This is a genomic window from Sorangium sp. So ce363, from assembly GCF_051520435.1.
Lineage (GTDB): Bacteria > Myxococcota_A > Polyangia > Polyangiales > Polyangiaceae > Sorangium > Sorangium cellulosum_B.
In genome coordinates this window covers 2,838,881-2,855,477 of record NZ_CP150333.1, presented here as the reverse complement: position 1 = coordinate 2,855,477, position 16,597 = coordinate 2,838,881, and the positions used below count along the sequence as shown (strand labels likewise).

The window sequence follows — 16,597 nt, the reverse complement described above, 5'->3', positions numbered from 1 at the left end:
CTCACGGCGTGACCCGCCAGATGCCCCAGAGCCCGCCGGTGAGCATGGCGTTCGACTGGTCCATGTAGAGGCGATCGCCGGGGACCTCGAACATGCCGCCCGACCTGAAGTAGGGAGTCACCGTCCACGCGGTCATGGGGCCGATGCCGCCGTGCGCGCTCACGGCGAAGCTCTTGCTGTTCCGGCCCTGGTACCGGGATCCCGAGCCTTGCGCCCACGGGTTGTACGCCCACTCCGTGTTCGAGAGCCCGAACGAGTGCTGGCGCCGGTGCCCCGAGGCCTGCAGCACCCGGAAGCGCACGCGGTCATAGCGCCCCGCCGTGAAGATCGGCGTCGCCGGATCGCCGCGCCCCGCCGAGCTGAAGACGCCGCTGACGTCGAGGCCCGGGCGGACGCCGAGAGGCGCGTCCGGCCCCACGCCGAGCCGCGCCCAGATGGGCTCGGCGCGGTAGTTGAACGCCTTGTGGCCAGTGAAGTCGGGATCGGGAGGGCCAGCGACGTTCGCGAGGGTGGCGCCGCAGCCCAGGGCCGGGTTGAGGCAGCGGAAAGCCGCCTGATCCGACTGCAAGGGCACCTCGTCCTGGTAGAGGAGCACGAACTCGCGGAACCAGATCTCGGAGCCGTTCTCGTCCCGGTACTTCACCTGGGCGGCCGCGCGGGAGTCCCGGCTCGGGTACCAGACGGCGCCCTCCGGCTCGACGATCAGCGCGCCGATCCCGCCATGCATCGGGTGGTTCACCACGTCCGCCATGTCCTTGAGGTTCACGGCGCCGAGCTCGATGGGCTGCCAGCGGACGTCGCCCCGCGCCGTCACGGAGATGTCGCCGGCGTACCAGGTGTACGTCCGCTGTTTCCCGCGCTCGACCGTCTGATCGGGGTTCTGGCCCACGTTCGCGCCGTCGCTCGCCGTCACGTCATACCCCACGAGCTGCGGGTGCAGCGAGACGCGGTTCGACGGCTTCACCTGGTTGACGTTGAACCCGTCGACGATGGGAGCGTTGTAGTTCCAGTGAGGCGACTTCGGCGGATCCTCGGGCAGGTCGTTGACGAGCGTGACCTCGACGCACTCGCCGGCCGCCGCGCGCAGGACGAGCGGCTCGGGCGGGCGCGCGCCCGAGCGCAGGGCGGCCAGATCCTCCTCGAGGACGAACAGGATGGCGTTGGGATCGTTGAGCCCGTACGTGGCGTTGTACGTGAGGCGATCGCCCGGCAGGTTGCCCTTCGCGGTGATCGCGTGGACGACATACGCCCTCTTCTGCGCCTCGGGCGGGCACACCTCGACCTCCCGGCGCCTGCCCCTCCTCAGCGACGCGCCCGAGAGCGGCAGGAGATCCGGCTGCCGCTCGCCGTGGACGCGCAGGATGCCCCACCGCCCCTCCCAGAGATCGTCCGTCGGCGCGCCCGCATAGAGGTAGTCCGCGCCGCCCGCCGCGTTCTTCCGGAAGAGGGGCGCCGCGTCGAGCGCGAGATCCGCCTGCTCCGAGACGCCGATGGCCTGCCCGTTGGCGTAGCCGCTGTCGGGATCGGTCGACTCGTTCAGCCACTTCTTCCCGTGCACGGTGAACACGTGCTGCTCCGCCTGCGCGCCCTGGGTGAGGCGGATCAGCGTGCGATCGCCCTCGTACGCGCGGAGCAGCGGCGTCGCGGGATCCCCGTGGACACGCGAGCTGAAGACGTTGTGCATGGCGCCGGCGTCGCCGCTCTTCTGGACGACCGCGCGCGTGCTGCAGTTGCGCTCGGCGATCCGGAGCGGGATCGGCTCGTTCCGGTAATTGATGAGCCCGACGCCCGAGTCACGCCACGAGATCGCGTCGGGGGTGGAGGGCCCATGGGTGATGGCCACCGGCAGCGGCGCCGGCGCCTGCGACGACGGGTTCACCGGCCGGCCGCACTCGTCGTAGACGGGGCCGTAATCGGCGATGCTCAGGTTGAACTCGCGGAACGGGCTCCGGTGATCGCCCGGGGGAAACAGGATGTCGGCGCGGTAGCTCGTCGGCCCGCCGTCGCTGCGATCGCCGAAGAGCGCTCCGGTCTCCGGATCGCGCCAGATCGAGCCGGCCGGCTCGACGACGAGGCCGCCGTAGAGCCCGTGGTGCTGGTGTGATGAGGCCGAGAAGTGATCGTGGGTGAAGGCCGTGCTCAGCGCGCGGTCCTGGCCGGCCTCGCTCATGATCGAATCGGCCCACCAGCGCTGTATCGTGGTCTGCGCCCCGAGCGACGGGCTCGTCATGCGCGGGTGGCGCGTCGGGTCCTCGAGCCGCACGCGCGCCCCGGGCTCGCCGCTCCTGACGCCGGCGGCGAGGGCCCCGCCGAGCGCGTTGGCCGCCTGGATGCGCGCCACCACCTCCTCCATCGCGAGGGCCCCGTCCTCGTAGTTGAAGCCGTTCGCCCCGCCGTCCGAGGAGGTGACGTCGAACTTCACGAGGTGGATGTGCTGGCCGATGACGTCGGTGGGCGTGAAGATCTGGAAGTCGTCCGCCGCGAGCGCCGCCGGGATGAGGTTCGTCGCGTGGAACACCACGCACTCGCCGGATTGCGCGCGGATGAACAGCGGCTCCGGCGCCCTCGTGCCGTCGAGGGTGGCCTCGACGTCCTTCTCGAGGACGATCATGCGGGCCTGCGCGTCGTGCCAGCCGGCCCGGTTCACCGGGGCGTTGGTCTGGACGTAGGCCGCGCGGTAGGTGCGCACCGGCGCGCCTGGCGGGCACGGGTCCGCGAAGGGGGCGCCCGCGGCCGGCGGCTGGCCGTTCACGAGGAAGAGCGCCGGCTTGCCGCCCGCCGTGAAGGCGGGGTAGCCCTTGACGGGGAAGCCGTAGCGCTCCGGCGCCAGCACGGCGCCCGGGAACGCGCCCGCGTGGAAGTTGGCGGCCGCCACCTCCGACGGGGTGCCGTCCTTCGGCAAGAGCTGCACGTCGGCCTTGGAGAGCTGCACGTCGAAGAGGCCGCGGCCGCCGGCCGCCGCGCCTCCCGGCGGGACGTTCGCGATGTAGTGGCGCGGGAGCCCGCCGTCGTGCTCCATGTCGCGGGGCGGCTGCGACGGCCGGTGCCCCGCGACCGCGGCGACGTAGAACGGATAACCCGGCATGGGGTCGCGCTCCTCGGTCTTCCCGTCGGCCATCCTGACCGACGTCCGCTCGTAGGTCGGCATCGGCGCCAGCGCGACGCCGGGGATCGGCACGACCGCGGGCGTGGGCGTCCCCGCCGCGAGCTCGCCGTCCGGGAGCGAGCGGTCCGGCGTGCCCGCCTCGAAGACGTCGTGTGTGCGCCAGAGCCCCCACATGCCCTGCGCGAAATGGGCATACAGGTGGCAGTGGTAGATGGCGTCTCCCACGGAGAGGTTGCGGTTGCCGCCTCCGCCATAGGTGATGTCATACGTGTAGGCGGCCCTCGGGCCGATGGTCTGCGAGTCGATGTACGCGCTCTTCTCGTTGCCCGGCGACCGCAGCCACTGGTGGCCGTGGAGGTGGAAGACGTGCGTCTCGCTGGGGCCGGCGTGGAGGTTCCTGACGCGGACGGGATCCCCGAGGTAACCGTGGGATACGTTCGAGGGGTCGTCCGGATAGAGGGCCTCTGTCGCGTTGCCGGCGTCGTCCCGATCGATGTTCAGCGCCGGATCCCCGTTGACCCACGAGCTCAGGAAGAACTCCTCGAATTTGCACTCCTCGCAGCGCTTGCTCGGGCCGATCCGCCGCTTGTTGGCGAAGACGGCGCTGCCCAGGCTGGCGGCGCCGTAGTTGATGCCGAAGCCGGTGCGCACGCCGTTGTAGCGCGGGTCCGCCTGGTACTCCGCGATGGGCTGCACGACGCTCAGGATGTCGTGGAAGAGCACCGTGAACTCGCGGAAATAGCCCATGTTCTCGGAGGCAGGGGAGCCGACCTCCGTCTCCTCGCCGAAGCCCGCGATGATGGCGTTGACGTCGCCGTGCACGATCTCGCCGGCGTCGTCGATCATCTTCAGGATCGGCCGACCGGACGCGTCGACCGCGTTGTAGTCGATGCGCGGCGTGCCGTCCGGGTTCGAGGGGTTCTGGGAGGCGGCCGAGAGCTCGGCGGCCGTCACCTGCGAGCGGTAGGCGACCGCGCCCGGCGGCTCGACGGTGACGGCGCCGTACAGCGTCTGGGAGATCCGCCGCCCCGGCCCGGGCTCCGAGCCGACCATGGCGCCGCCGCTGTGCATGAGGAACGTGCCCTCGCGGCCGGCGAAGAGCTCGTACTTGCGCGTCTCGCCCGGCGCGGCCAGCGAGCTCTCGTTCTTCCCGACGTCGCCCGCGAGCGCGTCGATGTTCCGGATCTGGAGCCCGACCACCTGGATCGAGGCGTCACGGGTCGACGCGGAGGTGCTCGGCAGCGCGCCGGTCGCGGGCGTGAGCCAGTTGGTGAACGAGATGGAGAGCCTGTCGCCGGCGTTGACCCGCAGGACGAGGGGCCTCGGGCGCTTGCCCGGCCGCAGCGTCGCGTTGCCAGGACCGATGGGCTTCGACGGATCGGCGGCCACCACGTCCCGGCGGAGCGCGTACACCATGCCCCCAGGGTTGAACGCGCCGAGGCGATCGTAGACGAACATCTGATCGATGGCCACGACGTCCGCGAACACCGTCCTTCCAGACGCGGGTGCATGGAAGTCGTAGCGCACCTCATCTTGGCTCTCCAGGACGCTCTCCTCCTCCGGAGGAGGCCCTTCGGAGCCGGAGCACCCAAGGACAGCCACCATCGTCATGGCCCATCCGGGCCGCCAGGGAAGCCTCATCAGCACGGGGATCTCCTTGCTCCGGGTGGAGCCGAGCAGGAGCGCTCGCGTCGAACGTTTTTCGTATGAACGCCAGGCAGGAGCACGCCGACGGATGCGCGCAATGCAATGCGCGGCCATGCGCCGACCGAAGCCTGGTAGTTGTCATAAAACTCTGTCTCCCCGCTCCCCGCGGGTCAAGAATCTTCGCGTTCAGGCGCTCGCCGAGGCGAGAGAACAGGCGCTGTTCCGAACAGACACGCGTGCGACACGCGCTGTCCCCGCAACGGGCGGAGTTCCACCTTCAGCAGCCGTTGCAGACGTCAGAAGCCGACGCAGACGGGCTCGTCGATACGCAGCACGGATTCCTGGTTGAAGCGAACCTTGTATTCCTTGCGGATCGCGTCGATGGCGTCCGAGGCGACCTGGCCGCCGTCGTGGAGGAGCATGATCAGCCGGCTGTCCTCGCGGATCAGCTTCCCCGTCGTCGCGAGGTACTGGCCGTCGACATCGAACTGGGTCAGCCCGTCCTTGAAGCGCGGGGTGACCGCCGTGTCGACGAACTGCTGCCACTCCGCCTGCGTCACGGGGGGCAGCTCGAACCGGTCCAGGCCGAAGAAGAGCTCGGTCCGCGTCATCGGATCGCCGCGCCCGCAGGCGGCGCCGGCCCGGTCGGGCGAGGGGTGCGCGGCGTCCTTCCGCGCGCCGTGGCACGCCGTGGTCGCGAGGGGCGTCGCGAGGAGCGTCGCGAGGAGCACGGCGAGCAAGGCACGCGGGAGCGTTCGGCTGCGCATGGCGGCGGTCTCCGGGGTGAGGGCGTTCGGGCGCGAGGCGCGCGCCACCGTACCACGGCCCCACGCCGAGGGCGGGCGGACCGGCAGGCCGGTCCGGGGGTCCGACGTCGCGCCGCGGAGGCCGGCCGTAGGCCTAGGTGATGTTGTACGCGAGCAGCGCGATCCCCGCCGCGATCAGGACGATGCCGCCGATCTGAAGCGCCGTCAGCGTCTCGTGCAGGAAGTAGACGGAGAAGACCGAGATGAGCAGAAAGCCGCCCGACGACATGATCGGATAGGCGATCGACAGGTTGATGCGCTTGAGCGCCAGGACGTAGAACAGGATGTTCGACGCGAAGAGCACGAGCCCCAGCACGAGGTGGTAGTTCTTGACGAGCGCGAGGCCCTTCTCGACGAGGGATAACCCCTCCATCGAGGTGACGCGCCGCGACGCCAGCTTCATCAGGATGTTCGCTGTCGCGTTGAAGACGAGGGCGATGATGAGGAAGAGGTAACCTTGAGCCATGGCTGACGTGCGGCGAGCGCGCTCCCCGGGGGAGCTCGCCGTGCCCGGGAGGGCACCGGCGCGGCGCGCAGCAGTAGCAGATCCGGGAGGATGGCGGGAACGACAAAGGGTGGGGCGAGGCCCTCGCGGCGCAGCCCGCGCCTCGCACCCCCGCTGAGGCGCTCGTGGCGCGGCCCCCCGGCGCCTCAGGCGGGCGGGGCGCCGCTCTCGTCGCCGAGGAACGCCATCACGGAGGCCACGTCGTACGCGTTCTCCCAGTGCTCCGTGATCAGGCCCCCGCGGAAGCGCCAGACCCCGCAGAACGGCATCGCCAGGCTCGCGCCGCCGAGGTGGGCGCGCAGCACGCCGAACGCGGCGCCGAAGTGATCGTTGGCGAAGATGTGCTGCACGTCCATGAGCAGGGTGCCGCCGGTCATGCGGATCAGCTCGCGCTCGTGGGTGGCGGCGGCCGCCTTGCCGACGACGCGGCCGGCGGCCCTGTCGCGGCAGAGCTCCCGGTGCGCGGTGTGCAGGACCATGTCGTCGGCGACGAACTCCCCGATGCGCGACAGATCGGCGTAGAGGGTGCGCAGCTTCTGGACGTTCGGATGGGCGGCGCTGGTTTGCTGCTGGGCGCTCAAGGCGTCTCCTCCGTGTGGGCGGACCCCGATTCCGACGCCGATGGACGCCACGTCTTCGCGGCAGCAGCGGCGTCCTCGATGGCGGCCAGCTCGCTCTCGTCGAGCTTCATGTCCGCCGCGCGACAGTTCTCTTCCAGGTGCTTGATGGACGAGGTGCCGGGGATGGCGAGGATGGACGGCGACCTGTGCAGCAGCCAGGCGAGGGCCAGCTGGGCGGGCGTCGCGCCGCGCTCCTTGGCGAGCCCGGAGAGGACGCTGCCGGGCTTGGCGAGGTCGCCGTGTCCCATGGGGAACCACGGAATGAACGCCATGCCGTGCTGCTCGGCGTACCGCAGGGCCTTCTCCCCGGAGCGGTCCGCGACGTTGTACAGGTTCTCCACGGCGGCGATCTCGGTGATCTCGCGCGCCTTGGCGAGCTGTTCCACGGTGACCTCGGGCTGCCCGGAGAGGCCGATATGGTGGATCTTGCCCTGCTCCCGGAGCCGCGCGAGCTCGCCGAGCTGATCGGCCAGCGGTACGGCCGGGTCGATGCGGTGGAGCTGATAGAGCTCGATGCGCTCGAGCCCGAGGTTTCGCAGGCTCATCTCCACCTGCTGGCGGAGGTACGCCGGACGCCCGCACGGCACGATGTACGGGCGCCCCTGGACGGTCCAGTCCTCCGGTCCGGAGCGCAGCAGCCCGCCCTTGGTGGTGATCACGAGCCCCGCCGGGTACGGATGGAGAGCGCGGCGGATGATCTGCTCGTTCGTGTCCGGGCCGTAGGCGTCGGCGGTGTCGATGAAGTTCACCCCGAGGTCGACGGCGCGCCGCAGGAGCCGGACGGCCGCGTCCGGGTCGGCCGGCGGCCCCCAGTAGCCCGGCCCGGTCAGGTACATGGCGCCATAGCCCATGCGGCAGACGGGACGGTCGCCTCCGAGCGTGAACCTCAGCGACGGCGTCTTGAGCGATGCGTTGGTCATCAGCCTTCCCTTCCTCTTCTCACACGATTTACATGGCAGGAGCGACAGGGCCGCTGTCACGCGGCGGAGGACGAGCGCGCTCCGCCCCTGCTCTGGCCGTGATCGTTCACCCAGGAGCCGACGGCCATCTCCGCCGTGATCCCCGGGCCGAACCCCGCGATCACGCCGCGCGCGCCGTCGGGCATCGGCCTGTCCGCGAACAGGCGTCCTAGAGAGTCGAGCACCACCGCGCTCGCGATGTTGCCGTACTCCGTCAGCGTGGCCCTGCTGTACCGGAACGCCTCCTGGGGCACCTCCAGGTACCTGCACAGATCGTTGAGGATGCGCGGACCGCCCGCGTGGACGATGTAGAAGTCGAGGTTGCCCACGTCCCAGCCGTGGCTCGAGACGAGCCGGCGCATCACGGGGGCGAGGGGCTTCATAGTCCCGGGGACCCGCTTGTCGAGCCGGAAGTGAAACCCGGTGTCCTTGACGGCGTACGAGATCCACTCCTCGGTGTCCGGGATGAGATAAGCCTCGTTCCGCTCCAGCCGGATGCCTGTGCCTCCGCTGCCCCGGACGACGACCGCGCCCACCGCGTCCCCGAAGAGGCCGTCGGACAGGAGCGATCCGACGTCATCGTCCGTCGGCTGGTAGCAGAGGGAGCAGAACTCGCAGGCCACGATGAGCACGTTGGCCTTCATGTGCGCAGCGCAGAAGTCGTGCGCGCGGCTGATGGCCGCCGCCCCGGCCGCGCAGCCGAGCTGCGCCATCGGGATCTGCCGCGTGTCGTGCCGGAAGCCCATGGCGTTGATCAGATAGGCCGTCATAGACGGCATCATGAAGCCGGTGCACGAGACGAAGATGATGGCGTCGATGTCCCGCGCCGTGAGCTCGGCGTTCTCCAGCGCCTGCCGTATCACCGGCGGCACCCGTCGCTTGGCCTCCCGTTCGTAAATTCTATTTCGGATCTCGAAACCAGGGTGAGCGAGCGCCTGCTCCAGAGGCTGCACGATGTGGCGCTTCTGCACCCCGGTGCCGTTGATGAGCCGCAGCACGAGCTTCAGCTGCGGGTTTCTCGCGTGCAGCCGCTCCGCCAACTTCAGCGTTTCTTCCCGCGTGACGATGAACTCCGGAACCGCGACTTCCGGCCTGCACAGTGTGGCCATACTTCCCCCCTACACATGATGAACTCGGAACGTCCGGCGTCGGCCGAGCCGCAGCGAACGGCGCCATGGAGCGGCACACGGAAGCGAGGACATCGCGTCGATCTACCGCGCCGCCGGCTCTACAAAGCCCGGAATTCCCTCCGGACGCCCATGGCGCCTCAGCGTCGGGCCGCCAACGATTCCATCGAGTACCGCAGGAATCACACATCGTCAATGAAAGGTGTGCGATTCCTAACAAGCCCTGTCCGACCAGCGAACATCCGACTCGCCATCCGTGCTCAACGTCGGTTGTTCCTCATCCGTGCACGCGTGCGTCCGGGCTCCCCGGCGGAGCGCAGCGCGGGCGGCCGCGCCCCGCGCCCCGCGCCGCGAGCGCGCCAGACGCACCCGGGTCTGCCCCGGGCAAGCCACCTCTCGCGCTCGCAGCGCACCGCGGACGGCGCCCCCTGCGGGCGGAGCATTGGCGCGCACGTTCAGAGTTGCAGTCTCGCGCGAGCGCCCCTCGGCGCATCGCCGGCGGCGCGCGAACATGGGTGTTCGCGCGCGAACGACCGATGAAGTGATGCCCTTCATCGGAGCCCTGCTATCGTGGGGTCAGGGGCCGTTGTGGTCCGCCTCCACACTACCCCGGCAGGTGCCATTCCTGCTTTTACCGTCAACTTCGCCTCGCGACGTAAATCCACCGATACCTGCCGCGGCGACGAGCGGCATGAGCTCGAGATGAACAGCACCTCTCGCGCGGGAACGAAGGACGAAGGCGAGAAAACCGTTAAACGACGACGGGGATCCACCGTGAGCGCGCACAACATGACATCGCTGCATACGGACAGCACGACGAGCACGACGACGCCCGCATCGGCCGAAAACCACGAAAGCCACGCGATCGATCGGCCATCGCTCCGGAGCGCGGCGCCTCCGGAGCGCGAGCCGGCGCTGCACCGGACGCCCGAGGACGGCCAGGGGCGAGGCGCCGACACCCAGATGACCGCGAGCCTCTTCTCGACGTCGACATCGAAGACGCCGGGAGAGATCGACTCGGCGATGAAGATCCTGGCCAAGTCGGTCGCGCGGGAGCTGAGCAAGCATGGATATGGTCCTCGGGAGGCGATCGTCCTCTCGACGGAGCTCGTGCGGCTCATCTCTGCCGAGCTCGAGCACCGCAGGAAAATGCACCAGGCCTCGCTGCCGAACGGCGCCGGCCAGGAGCGCCTGTCGTAGGCGAGCTCACCCGCATGGCGAGCGAGCGCGGGACCGCGCACAGGCGGATCGATCCCGGAGCGGACCGGTCCCTCAGCCCGGTCCCCTGCCGAGGTCTTCGAGGCCGGGGCGCGCGCCCCGGCCCGAACGTGGCCCGAACGTGGCCCGAACGTGGCCCGAACGTGGAATGAGCGCCGCCCGCGCCTTGTGGGATCACGGCCGCTCGGATAGGCTCCCGCCCGCTCAGCGCCCCGGCGCGAGGAGGATGGATCCGGATGATCCGGCGAGAAGGAGCCTGCCAAGTGCAATTGCCTGTTTCGGGTGTCGCAGAGGTGAGCGCGAAGGGGCGCGCCGAGGTCCCCCCTCCCCGCGCTGTCCGGGCCGCTTTCGCCGGGCGCGGCCTGGCCGCGCTGGTCGCGTCTGCGCTCCTCGCCGGGTGCGGCTACACCGAGTTCGAATGGCAAGCTCAGCTCGACCGGTCCGAGCGCCTCCAGCGCGAGCTCGTGGCCAGCCAGGCGCGCGTCCGCCAGCTGGAAGAGCAGGGCCCGCGCGGCGGCGCCGCGGCCGATCCACACTGGGCGAACGATCCGATCTCGGGCCTCGACGTCGGGCTGGGCGCGACGCCGCCGCGCGGCGAGCCGGCCGGGGCCCGCCCGGCGTCAGAGCGCGACAGCGACGTCCTCAGGGCGTTCCTGCCGGTCGCCGCCGGAGACGTCACGGTCGCGCCGCGCGACGGCCGCGTGGTCATCTCGATCCCGAGCCGGGTCCTGTTCAAGGGGAACCGCGACGCGCTCTCCCCGGCGGGGGAGAAGGTGCTGAGGGACATCGCCGCGATCATCCGCAGCAACGAGCCGCTCAAGGGCCTCGGCTACCAGGTCGTCGGCCACACGGCGAGCGGCACGCCTGGCGTGGCGTGGCGCAACGGCTGGGACGTGACGGTCGCCCAGGCGCGCGCCGTGCTGCTCTTCCTGGCGCAGCCCAAGGAGGCCGGCGTGCCCCTCGCGCGGCTCAGCCTGGCGAGCTTCGCCGATCTGCCGCCTGCCGACGCGGGCGGCGGCGCCGCGGCGCAACCGCCCGAGCCGCGCGTGGAGATCGTGATCGAGGGGACAGCCCAGCTCCCGGAGGGCCCCGCTCGCCCGGCTGGCGCGGCCCCGGCTGGTGCAGCACCGGCTGGCGCGGCCCCGGCTGGTGCAGCACCGGCTGGCGCAGCACCGGCTGGCGCGGCCCCGGCTGGCGCAGCACCGGCTGGCGCGGCCCCGGCTGGCGAGCCTCGTCCGGGCGGTGCGGCCCGCCCGGCTGGCGAGACCCGGCCGGGAGCCGGCACGAAGGGCGGGGACGATACGTACCCGTGAGGGCGACGCGAGGGCTGCCGCGACCGTCCGGCCGCGGCGAGCCTGTCATGCGCCGTGCAGCTCCTCGACCCTTAGCCTGAGCGCCTCGGCGTCCCCGAGCTCGCCCAGCAGCGCGCGCACCGCCTCGGGCGCGGCGGCCGCCACGGCGTCGCGGACCTGCGCCCGCAGCCGCCGGCCGCCCGCGACGAGGTAGGCCGCCGCGAGCGCCGCGGCCACCTCCCCGTCGGCACCTCCGCGCTGGAGGAGCGACGCGGCCAGCGCGCAGAGCGCCTCGATCGCCTTGGCGACCTGGGCGCCGTAGATGGGGTGGGCCGAGTCGACGCCCTGGTCATGGCACGCCGCGAGGCACAGGGCCGTGCTGGAGAGCCGGCCCAGATCGGTCGAGTCGCCACGCTCCCAGAGCCCGGACGCGAGCTGCTCCTCGAAGAGGCGCCCCAGGCTGTCCCCTTGGGACGGGCTCCCCTTAGGCACGACGCTCGGCGCCGGCGCGGCGGCCGGGGCCGGCGGAGGCACGTAGTGCGGCGACGCGGGGCCGCCCGGCGCGGCGGCGGCCGGGGGCGCGACGGAGCCCGCCGCCAGGTCGGCCGAGCCGCGCGCGGCCGCGGCCCCTTCGCTCGGCTGGAAGAGCTGCTTGGCGCGCGCCAGCAGGCCGCTCGCGGCCGGCGCCGACCTGGGCGGGGCGGCGGCCGCCATGGAAGCGGGCGCGGGGGCCCTGGATCTCATGACGACGGGGCCGCCCGGGCCGCCCTTCCTCGGGCCGCGCCCGTCCATCGCCATCACCATCATCGCGTCGATCACGGGCCCGGACGCCGCCGGGCCGCGGTGGCTCGACATCCCCCACCCCGCCGGCGCGCTCACCGGCACGGGCCGCGCCTCGGGTTGCCCGTGGGCGCGCCGGTCGCCCGTCCGCCGCTCGATCACCACGAACGACGCGTGCTTCGACGCCACCCGGTGCCGGACCGCGAGGTCCACGATCCGCTTTCGCATCGCCTCGGCGCGCTTGCCGGACAGCCCGCGCTCCGACTCCTCGAGCTCCCGCACCCGCGCGCCCGCCCACAGCGCCTCGAGGCCGGGCCGCGACGCCTCCGCCGCGAGCTCGACCGGCACCTCGAGGTGGAAGCGCTCCCCGCGCAGGGTCCCGCGGAGCGAGAGCCGCCCCCTCCCCGGCTGACCGTAGCGGCCGTAGAGCACCCACGGCTCGCCGTCGACGAGCGCGGGACGCTCGGCCGGCGCGAGCTCGCCGACGTCGACCCCCTCGAAGCGCGCCTCGAGCCCGGTGACCCGGACCGCCGTCGCCCGCGCGAACTGGGCCGTGACCTTCTCGTCGATGCGCTCGCCCGGGTGGATGAACTCTGCTGCGCCCTCCGTCCGGCGCGCGAGATCGCTCACCAGCACATCGCTCACGTTCGTGCCGATGCCGAACGAGTAGATCCGCACCCCCTTGCCCCGCTGGACGACGCGATCGACGATCTGCGCCTCGTTGCCCACCTGACCGTCCGTCAGCAGCACGACCACGCGGTCTCGCTCCGCGTCGCCGAGCATGCCCACGGCCGCGAGCAGCGGATTCAGCATCTCCGTCCCGCCGTCCGCGCGGAGGCCCTCGACGAACGCGTCCGCGGCCTTCAGGGTCGCCTGCGTGAACGGGGCGAGCGACGGATCGAGCGCCCGGAAATCGCTGGAGAACGCGATCACGCCGAACCGATCCCCCTCGGCGAGGTGGCGGAGGCACAGCCGGAGCGCGCGCTTCGCCTGGTCGAGCGACTCGCCCTGCATCGATCCCGACACGTCGACGACGAACACGACGTCGCGCCGGGAGGACGCCCGCTTCGCGTGTGCATGCGTATCGAAGAGGTCCGGCACCACGGTGAGGGCGAAGGTCCCCTCCTGGCCTTTGGTCCTGTCGCACACCACGCCTGCCTGCACGCCCGGCGCGCCCGCCGCGAGCAGCACGATGTCCCGATCGAGCGCGGCCTTGTCGTTCCGTAGCGAGACCCGCTGGCGATACCCCTCTTCGCGGCGCACCGAGAGCGCGTGCGAGGGGCTCTCGATCGCGACGTCGCGCCCGAGATCGAAGACGATATCCACGGTGATCCCGTAGTCGACCCGCGCGATCTCGGGGGAGATGCGGTCGGCGTCGGGCACGTCGCCCGTGGGCTCCTGGACGCCGTGCGCGGTCCGGTCGCCCCCGGTCGCGCCGGGGATGTAGCGGGGCGCGACGAGGGTCGGGATCATGAGCCGCAGCGCCCCCTCGTCGGCCGTGAGCGCCTGCACGAACGTGACCTCGACGACCGTCTCCTCCCCCGGCAGGAGGTTGCCGACGCTCGCCGTGAACACGTTGCGCCGCTCCTCATCGAGCAGCGCCGCGCCGTGGCCGGTGGCGATGGCCTCGTCGTAGGCCTGGAACGCCTCTTCGCGCTCCTTGACCTCCCCCTCGAGCCTGCGGCCGGCGCACTCCATGGCGAAGCCGGCGATGCTCGCCTCGCCCGGGAGCGGGAAGGTGTAGATCGCCTCGATCGGCCGGCGCTCCTCGTTCCGGTAGCGCTGCCGCACGACGAGCCGCGCCGCGCCGCCGAGGACCTCGCCCGAGAGGGAGACGCCGAGCAGCGGGACCGGGTGGCCCTCGGAGGTGCGAAGACACGACATCGGCGACGGGTGCGAAGGATCGTGGGAGGGGTTCATCGCGAGCCTTTCGGGGCAAGGGTTGTGTAACGAGACTCGATATCGAGGGCGATGCGCCGCGAGGGCTCCGGGGCGTCGGTCCGCACGTGGAGCTCCACCCCGTCGGCGATCTCGACCCGCTCCCAGCGCTCGCCGCGCGGGGCGCCGGCGCGCGGGCTCGACGCGGCGGCCTCCTCCGGGGCGGCGCAGCGCACCTCGAGATCGCCCGGCGGCGCCCCCGCGGCGATGCGCTCGATCTCGTCGAGGCCCGCGCCCGCGAGGCGCGCCTGGATCTCCTCGAGCGGCAAGTGCGCCTGCTGGAGGACCTTGATGGCGCGGAGCCGCGCGAGGTGCTCTCGCCCGTAGGAGGTGTCCTTCCCGCGGAACTCCGGCGCCGGAAGGAGGCCGCGCTGCACGTAATACCGCACCGTGCGCGGCGCCACCCCCGCCTCGCCCGCGAGCTCGTCGAGCTTGTACGTCATCACGAGGAGCATCCTGCATCGAGACACTACAACTGTCAAGTATACAGTTCCAGTTCGCCTGCGCCCCATGCATCTTCAGCAGAAAATTGAACAGGGAGGCGGGGAGGCGGGGAGAGCTGGGATTTTACTCCTCGTCTCCTCGTCTCCCTGTGAATTTTCCCGAACAAATTCGAGAAGATGCTTCAGAGCAGGTACTTGACCGCGAATCCGAACTCGATGAACCCGAGCCCAGCCGGGTCCGAGACGACATCGTCCTTCTTGTTCCAGAGAAACTTGTAGCGATAGCAGGTGCCGTCGCACCCCTCCTGATCCTTCTTCTTGAAGGGCGCCGAAAGGCGCAGGGAAGCGCCGCCGGAGACGACGAGGTGCTTCGAGAGGGCAGGCACGCCGACCATCGCCTCGATCCGAGGGGTCACCGCGTTCAGGAGGACACGGCCCGAATCCTCGTACTCGACCGCCTCCGAGCGCCGGAGCGCGAGCTCGCTCAGCGGGGCGAGGAGGTCGATGAAGGAGGGTTGGAGGGCGAAATAATAGGCATCCGTATAACGCACGACGCCGCGCAGGTTGAGGGTGTTCGCCGACGGCACGATCCTCGGCGATCCGCCCTCGCCGTCGATGTAGCTCGGGCTCCACGACACGCGCAGCGCCATGTCGGGCCTGTAGAAGGCGTGACCCCACGGGCGATCCATGCCGCCCCCCGTGCCCAGCTCCCGGAGCACCTCGACGGACGCCTCCCGGAACGCGGCCCGGTCGGCGTCCGAAGGAATCTTGTCGTCGACCGTCGCGAGGACGTAGACGATGACCGCCTCGGCGAAGCGCCGGTAGATCTCGACCTGATCCCCCTCGCCTCCGGGCCGCGAGGAGAAGAACGTCCTGATCGCGCGGCTCGCGGCCTCCCCGTACTCGCCCTGGCTGGCGAGCCGGATCGCCGGCCAGAGGTCCGCCTGGAGGTCGCCGATCTTCGTCAGCGCCGAGGACTGTCGGTCGATCTGAGCGCAGACCTGGCCGATCAGGTCCTTGTCACAGAGATCGCGGAGCGCGCCGCCGGCGGCGCCGATGACGTTCACGAAGCTCACAATATCCAGGTTGTTCGCGCCGCCCCGCGTGCCGATGTTCCACTGGACCCGGAGGCGCTCGAGGTTGCTCAACCTCGAGCGCAGCTCCCGGGCACGAGCGGCTGCGTCTGCCTCGGCGGCGGCGGACGCGGCGGGTGCGGCGGACAAGAGGACAGGGAGGATCTCGTCGAGCTTCTTGCCGCCGCGCAGGACGTCTCTCGTGACCAGGACCGCCTCGTCCAGGAGTCTTCTCCTCACGGCGTCGTCCGTCACCTCGAGGGCCTTCGCGGCGGTCGCCCCGACCACGACGGCGGCTGCCCTGATGAAGTGCTCCTCCGCCAGGGCGTCTTTCCTCTGGAGAATGGCGCGAACGGCGAACGCGAGCTCACAGGCGTAGCTGGTCCCTGACGCCGCGCTCGCGCCGCAGTCCTTCTCGAGCGGCGACGGCGCGCCTGCGTCGGTGACGCCCGACGCGAGATCCTCCTTGAGCACGGAGACACAGGTGTTCAACGACCGCGGGTCGAGCCTGGTCCACGTCAGCTTGCTGGCCGCGGCCCGCTCGGCGCGAGCGTCGTCGGCGCTCGCGAACTTGTGCAGGAGCTCGATGCTCTGCGTCCCCTGCGGCTTTTTTATCTGGCCCTCGTTCGACGTCAGCCCGACGTAGACCATGTGCCCCGCGAAGCCTGCGACCTCGTCCGTGACGCTCGTCCGGATCGCGCCGAACTGCCGCCGGAAGACCCGCTGGAGCGTGAGAGGGAAATAGGTGAGGATCGGGAACCCCCTCCTCAGAATGGGCCTTAGCTCGTCGCGCCGCCTCTCGAGCGCTTCCTTCTCCGGGCCCGCCGCCGCGTCTTCGAGCTTGTCGACGATCCCTGCGTATTCTCGCAGGTGGTGATCCGCGCTCGCCAGGCGCGCCGTCTGGCACACCAGGTTGGGGGCGACCGCCTCGGCGACCTCCCGCTGGATCAGATCCTCGATGATGTCCCTCACGTCCTCGTAGACCGCGTCAGCGATCTGCGCGCGCGCCGTTCCCGCGAAGCCGGTCACCGCCATCGCAGCGGCCGCGCACGAGATCGCGATCTTCCGGTGGTGTCTCGCCAT

The 16,597-nt window shown here is 71.1% G+C and carries 11 protein-coding genes; 2 read left to right on the top strand and 9 right to left on the bottom strand.

Annotation, left to right across the window (positions count from 1 at the left end; genetic code table 11):
- Window position 1 precedes the first annotated feature (1 nt).
- The 6 genes from WMF12_RS11080 to WMF12_RS11055 all read right to left on the bottom strand — a co-directional run bounded on the left by WMF12_RS11080 (window position 2) and on the right by WMF12_RS11055 (window position 8,752).
- Window positions 2-4,717 (bottom strand): copper oxidase, encoded by a 4,716-nt coding sequence (locus WMF12_RS11080; RefSeq protein ID WP_437870615.1) that lies wholly within the window; start codon window positions 4,715-4,717, stop codon window positions 2-4.
- A gap of 332 nt (window positions 4,718-5,049) precedes the next feature.
- Window positions 5,050-5,520, bottom strand: a complete 471-nt coding sequence (locus WMF12_RS11075; RefSeq protein WP_437870614.1) for a DUF3574 domain-containing protein — start codon at window positions 5,518-5,520, stop codon at window positions 5,050-5,052.
- Window positions 5,521-5,653: 133 nt separating this feature from the next.
- Window positions 5,654-6,025: a DMT family transporter gene (locus WMF12_RS11070; protein ID WP_437745551.1), complete on the bottom strand. Its 372-nt coding sequence runs from the start codon at window positions 6,023-6,025 to the stop codon at window positions 5,654-5,656.
- Between the two features lie 185 nt (window positions 6,026-6,210).
- On the bottom strand, window positions 6,211-6,597 hold the full coding sequence (locus WMF12_RS11065) for a nuclear transport factor 2 family protein (RefSeq protein ID WP_437873849.1): 387 nt from the start codon (window positions 6,595-6,597) through the stop codon (window positions 6,211-6,213).
- Between the two features lie 44 nt (window positions 6,598-6,641).
- Window positions 6,642-7,604: an aldo/keto reductase gene (locus tag WMF12_RS11060; RefSeq protein WP_437870613.1), complete on the bottom strand. Its 963-nt coding sequence runs from the start codon at window positions 7,602-7,604 to the stop codon at window positions 6,642-6,644.
- 56 nt (window positions 7,605-7,660) lie between these two features.
- Window positions 7,661-8,752 carry a type III polyketide synthase gene (locus WMF12_RS11055; RefSeq protein ID WP_437870611.1) on the bottom strand — a complete coding sequence of 364 codons (1,092 nt, stop codon included), beginning with the start codon at window positions 8,750-8,752 and terminating at the stop codon, window positions 7,661-7,663.
- A 606-nt stretch (window positions 8,753-9,358) separates the two neighbouring features.
- Here WMF12_RS11055 and WMF12_RS11050 point away from each other — a divergent pair.
- Together WMF12_RS11050 and WMF12_RS11045 are read left to right on the top strand one after the other, a co-directional pair.
- Window positions 9,359-9,970 carry a hypothetical protein gene (locus WMF12_RS11050; protein WP_437870608.1) on the top strand — a complete coding sequence of 204 codons (612 nt, stop codon included), beginning with the start codon at window positions 9,359-9,361 and terminating at the stop codon, window positions 9,968-9,970.
- A gap of 281 nt (window positions 9,971-10,251) precedes the next feature.
- The gene (locus WMF12_RS11045; protein ID WP_437870607.1) at window positions 10,252-11,301 is read left to right on the top strand and encodes an OmpA/MotB family protein; all 1,050 of its coding nucleotides are present in this window, start codon (window positions 10,252-10,254) and stop codon (window positions 11,299-11,301) included.
- A gap of 45 nt (window positions 11,302-11,346) precedes the next feature.
- Here the strand turns inward: WMF12_RS11045 and WMF12_RS11040 are convergent, their stop codons facing one another.
- The 3 genes from WMF12_RS11040 to WMF12_RS11030 form a co-directional block, all read right to left on the bottom strand.
- On the bottom strand, window positions 11,347-13,980 hold the full coding sequence (locus tag WMF12_RS11040) for a VIT domain-containing protein (RefSeq protein ID WP_437870605.1): 2,634 nt from the start codon (window positions 13,978-13,980) through the stop codon (window positions 11,347-11,349).
- Window positions 13,977-14,453, bottom strand: a complete 477-nt coding sequence (locus tag WMF12_RS11035; RefSeq protein ID WP_437870603.1) for a helix-turn-helix domain-containing protein — start codon at window positions 14,451-14,453, stop codon at window positions 13,977-13,979. Before WMF12_RS11035 ends, WMF12_RS11040 begins: the two co-directional genes overlap by 4 nt.
- Before the next feature lie 170 nt (window positions 14,454-14,623).
- Window positions 14,624-16,597 carry a hypothetical protein gene (locus WMF12_RS11030; RefSeq protein WP_437870602.1) on the bottom strand — a complete coding sequence of 658 codons (1,974 nt, stop codon included), beginning with the start codon at window positions 16,595-16,597 and terminating at the stop codon, window positions 14,624-14,626.

Excerpts from the sequence above, each read along its gene's own strand:
- WMF12_RS11080 (WP_437870615.1), bottom strand. The coding sequence starts at position 4,717 with ATGACGATGGTGGCTGTCCTTGGGTGCTCCGGCTCCGAAGGGCCTCCT.
- WMF12_RS11040 (WP_437870605.1), bottom strand. The coding sequence starts at position 13,980 with ATGAACCCCTCCCACGATCCTTCGCACCCGTCGCCGATGTCGTGTCTT.
- WMF12_RS11075 (WP_437870614.1), bottom strand. The coding sequence starts at position 5,520 with ATGCGCAGCCGAACGCTCCCGCGTGCCTTGCTCGCCGTGCTCCTCGCG.
- WMF12_RS11030 (WP_437870602.1), bottom strand. The coding sequence starts at position 16,597 with ATGGCGAGACACCACCGGAAGATCGCGATCTCGTGCGCGGCCGCTGCG.
- WMF12_RS11070 (WP_437745551.1), bottom strand. The coding sequence starts at position 6,025 with ATGGCTCAAGGTTACCTCTTCCTCATCATCGCCCTCGTCTTCAACGCG.
- WMF12_RS11060 (WP_437870613.1), bottom strand. The coding sequence starts at position 7,604 with ATGACCAACGCATCGCTCAAGACGCCGTCGCTGAGGTTCACGCTCGGA.
- WMF12_RS11055 (WP_437870611.1), bottom strand. The coding sequence starts at position 8,752 with ATGGCCACACTGTGCAGGCCGGAAGTCGCGGTTCCGGAGTTCATCGTC.
- WMF12_RS11035 (WP_437870603.1), bottom strand. The coding sequence starts at position 14,453 with ATGCTCCTCGTGATGACGTACAAGCTCGACGAGCTCGCGGGCGAGGCG.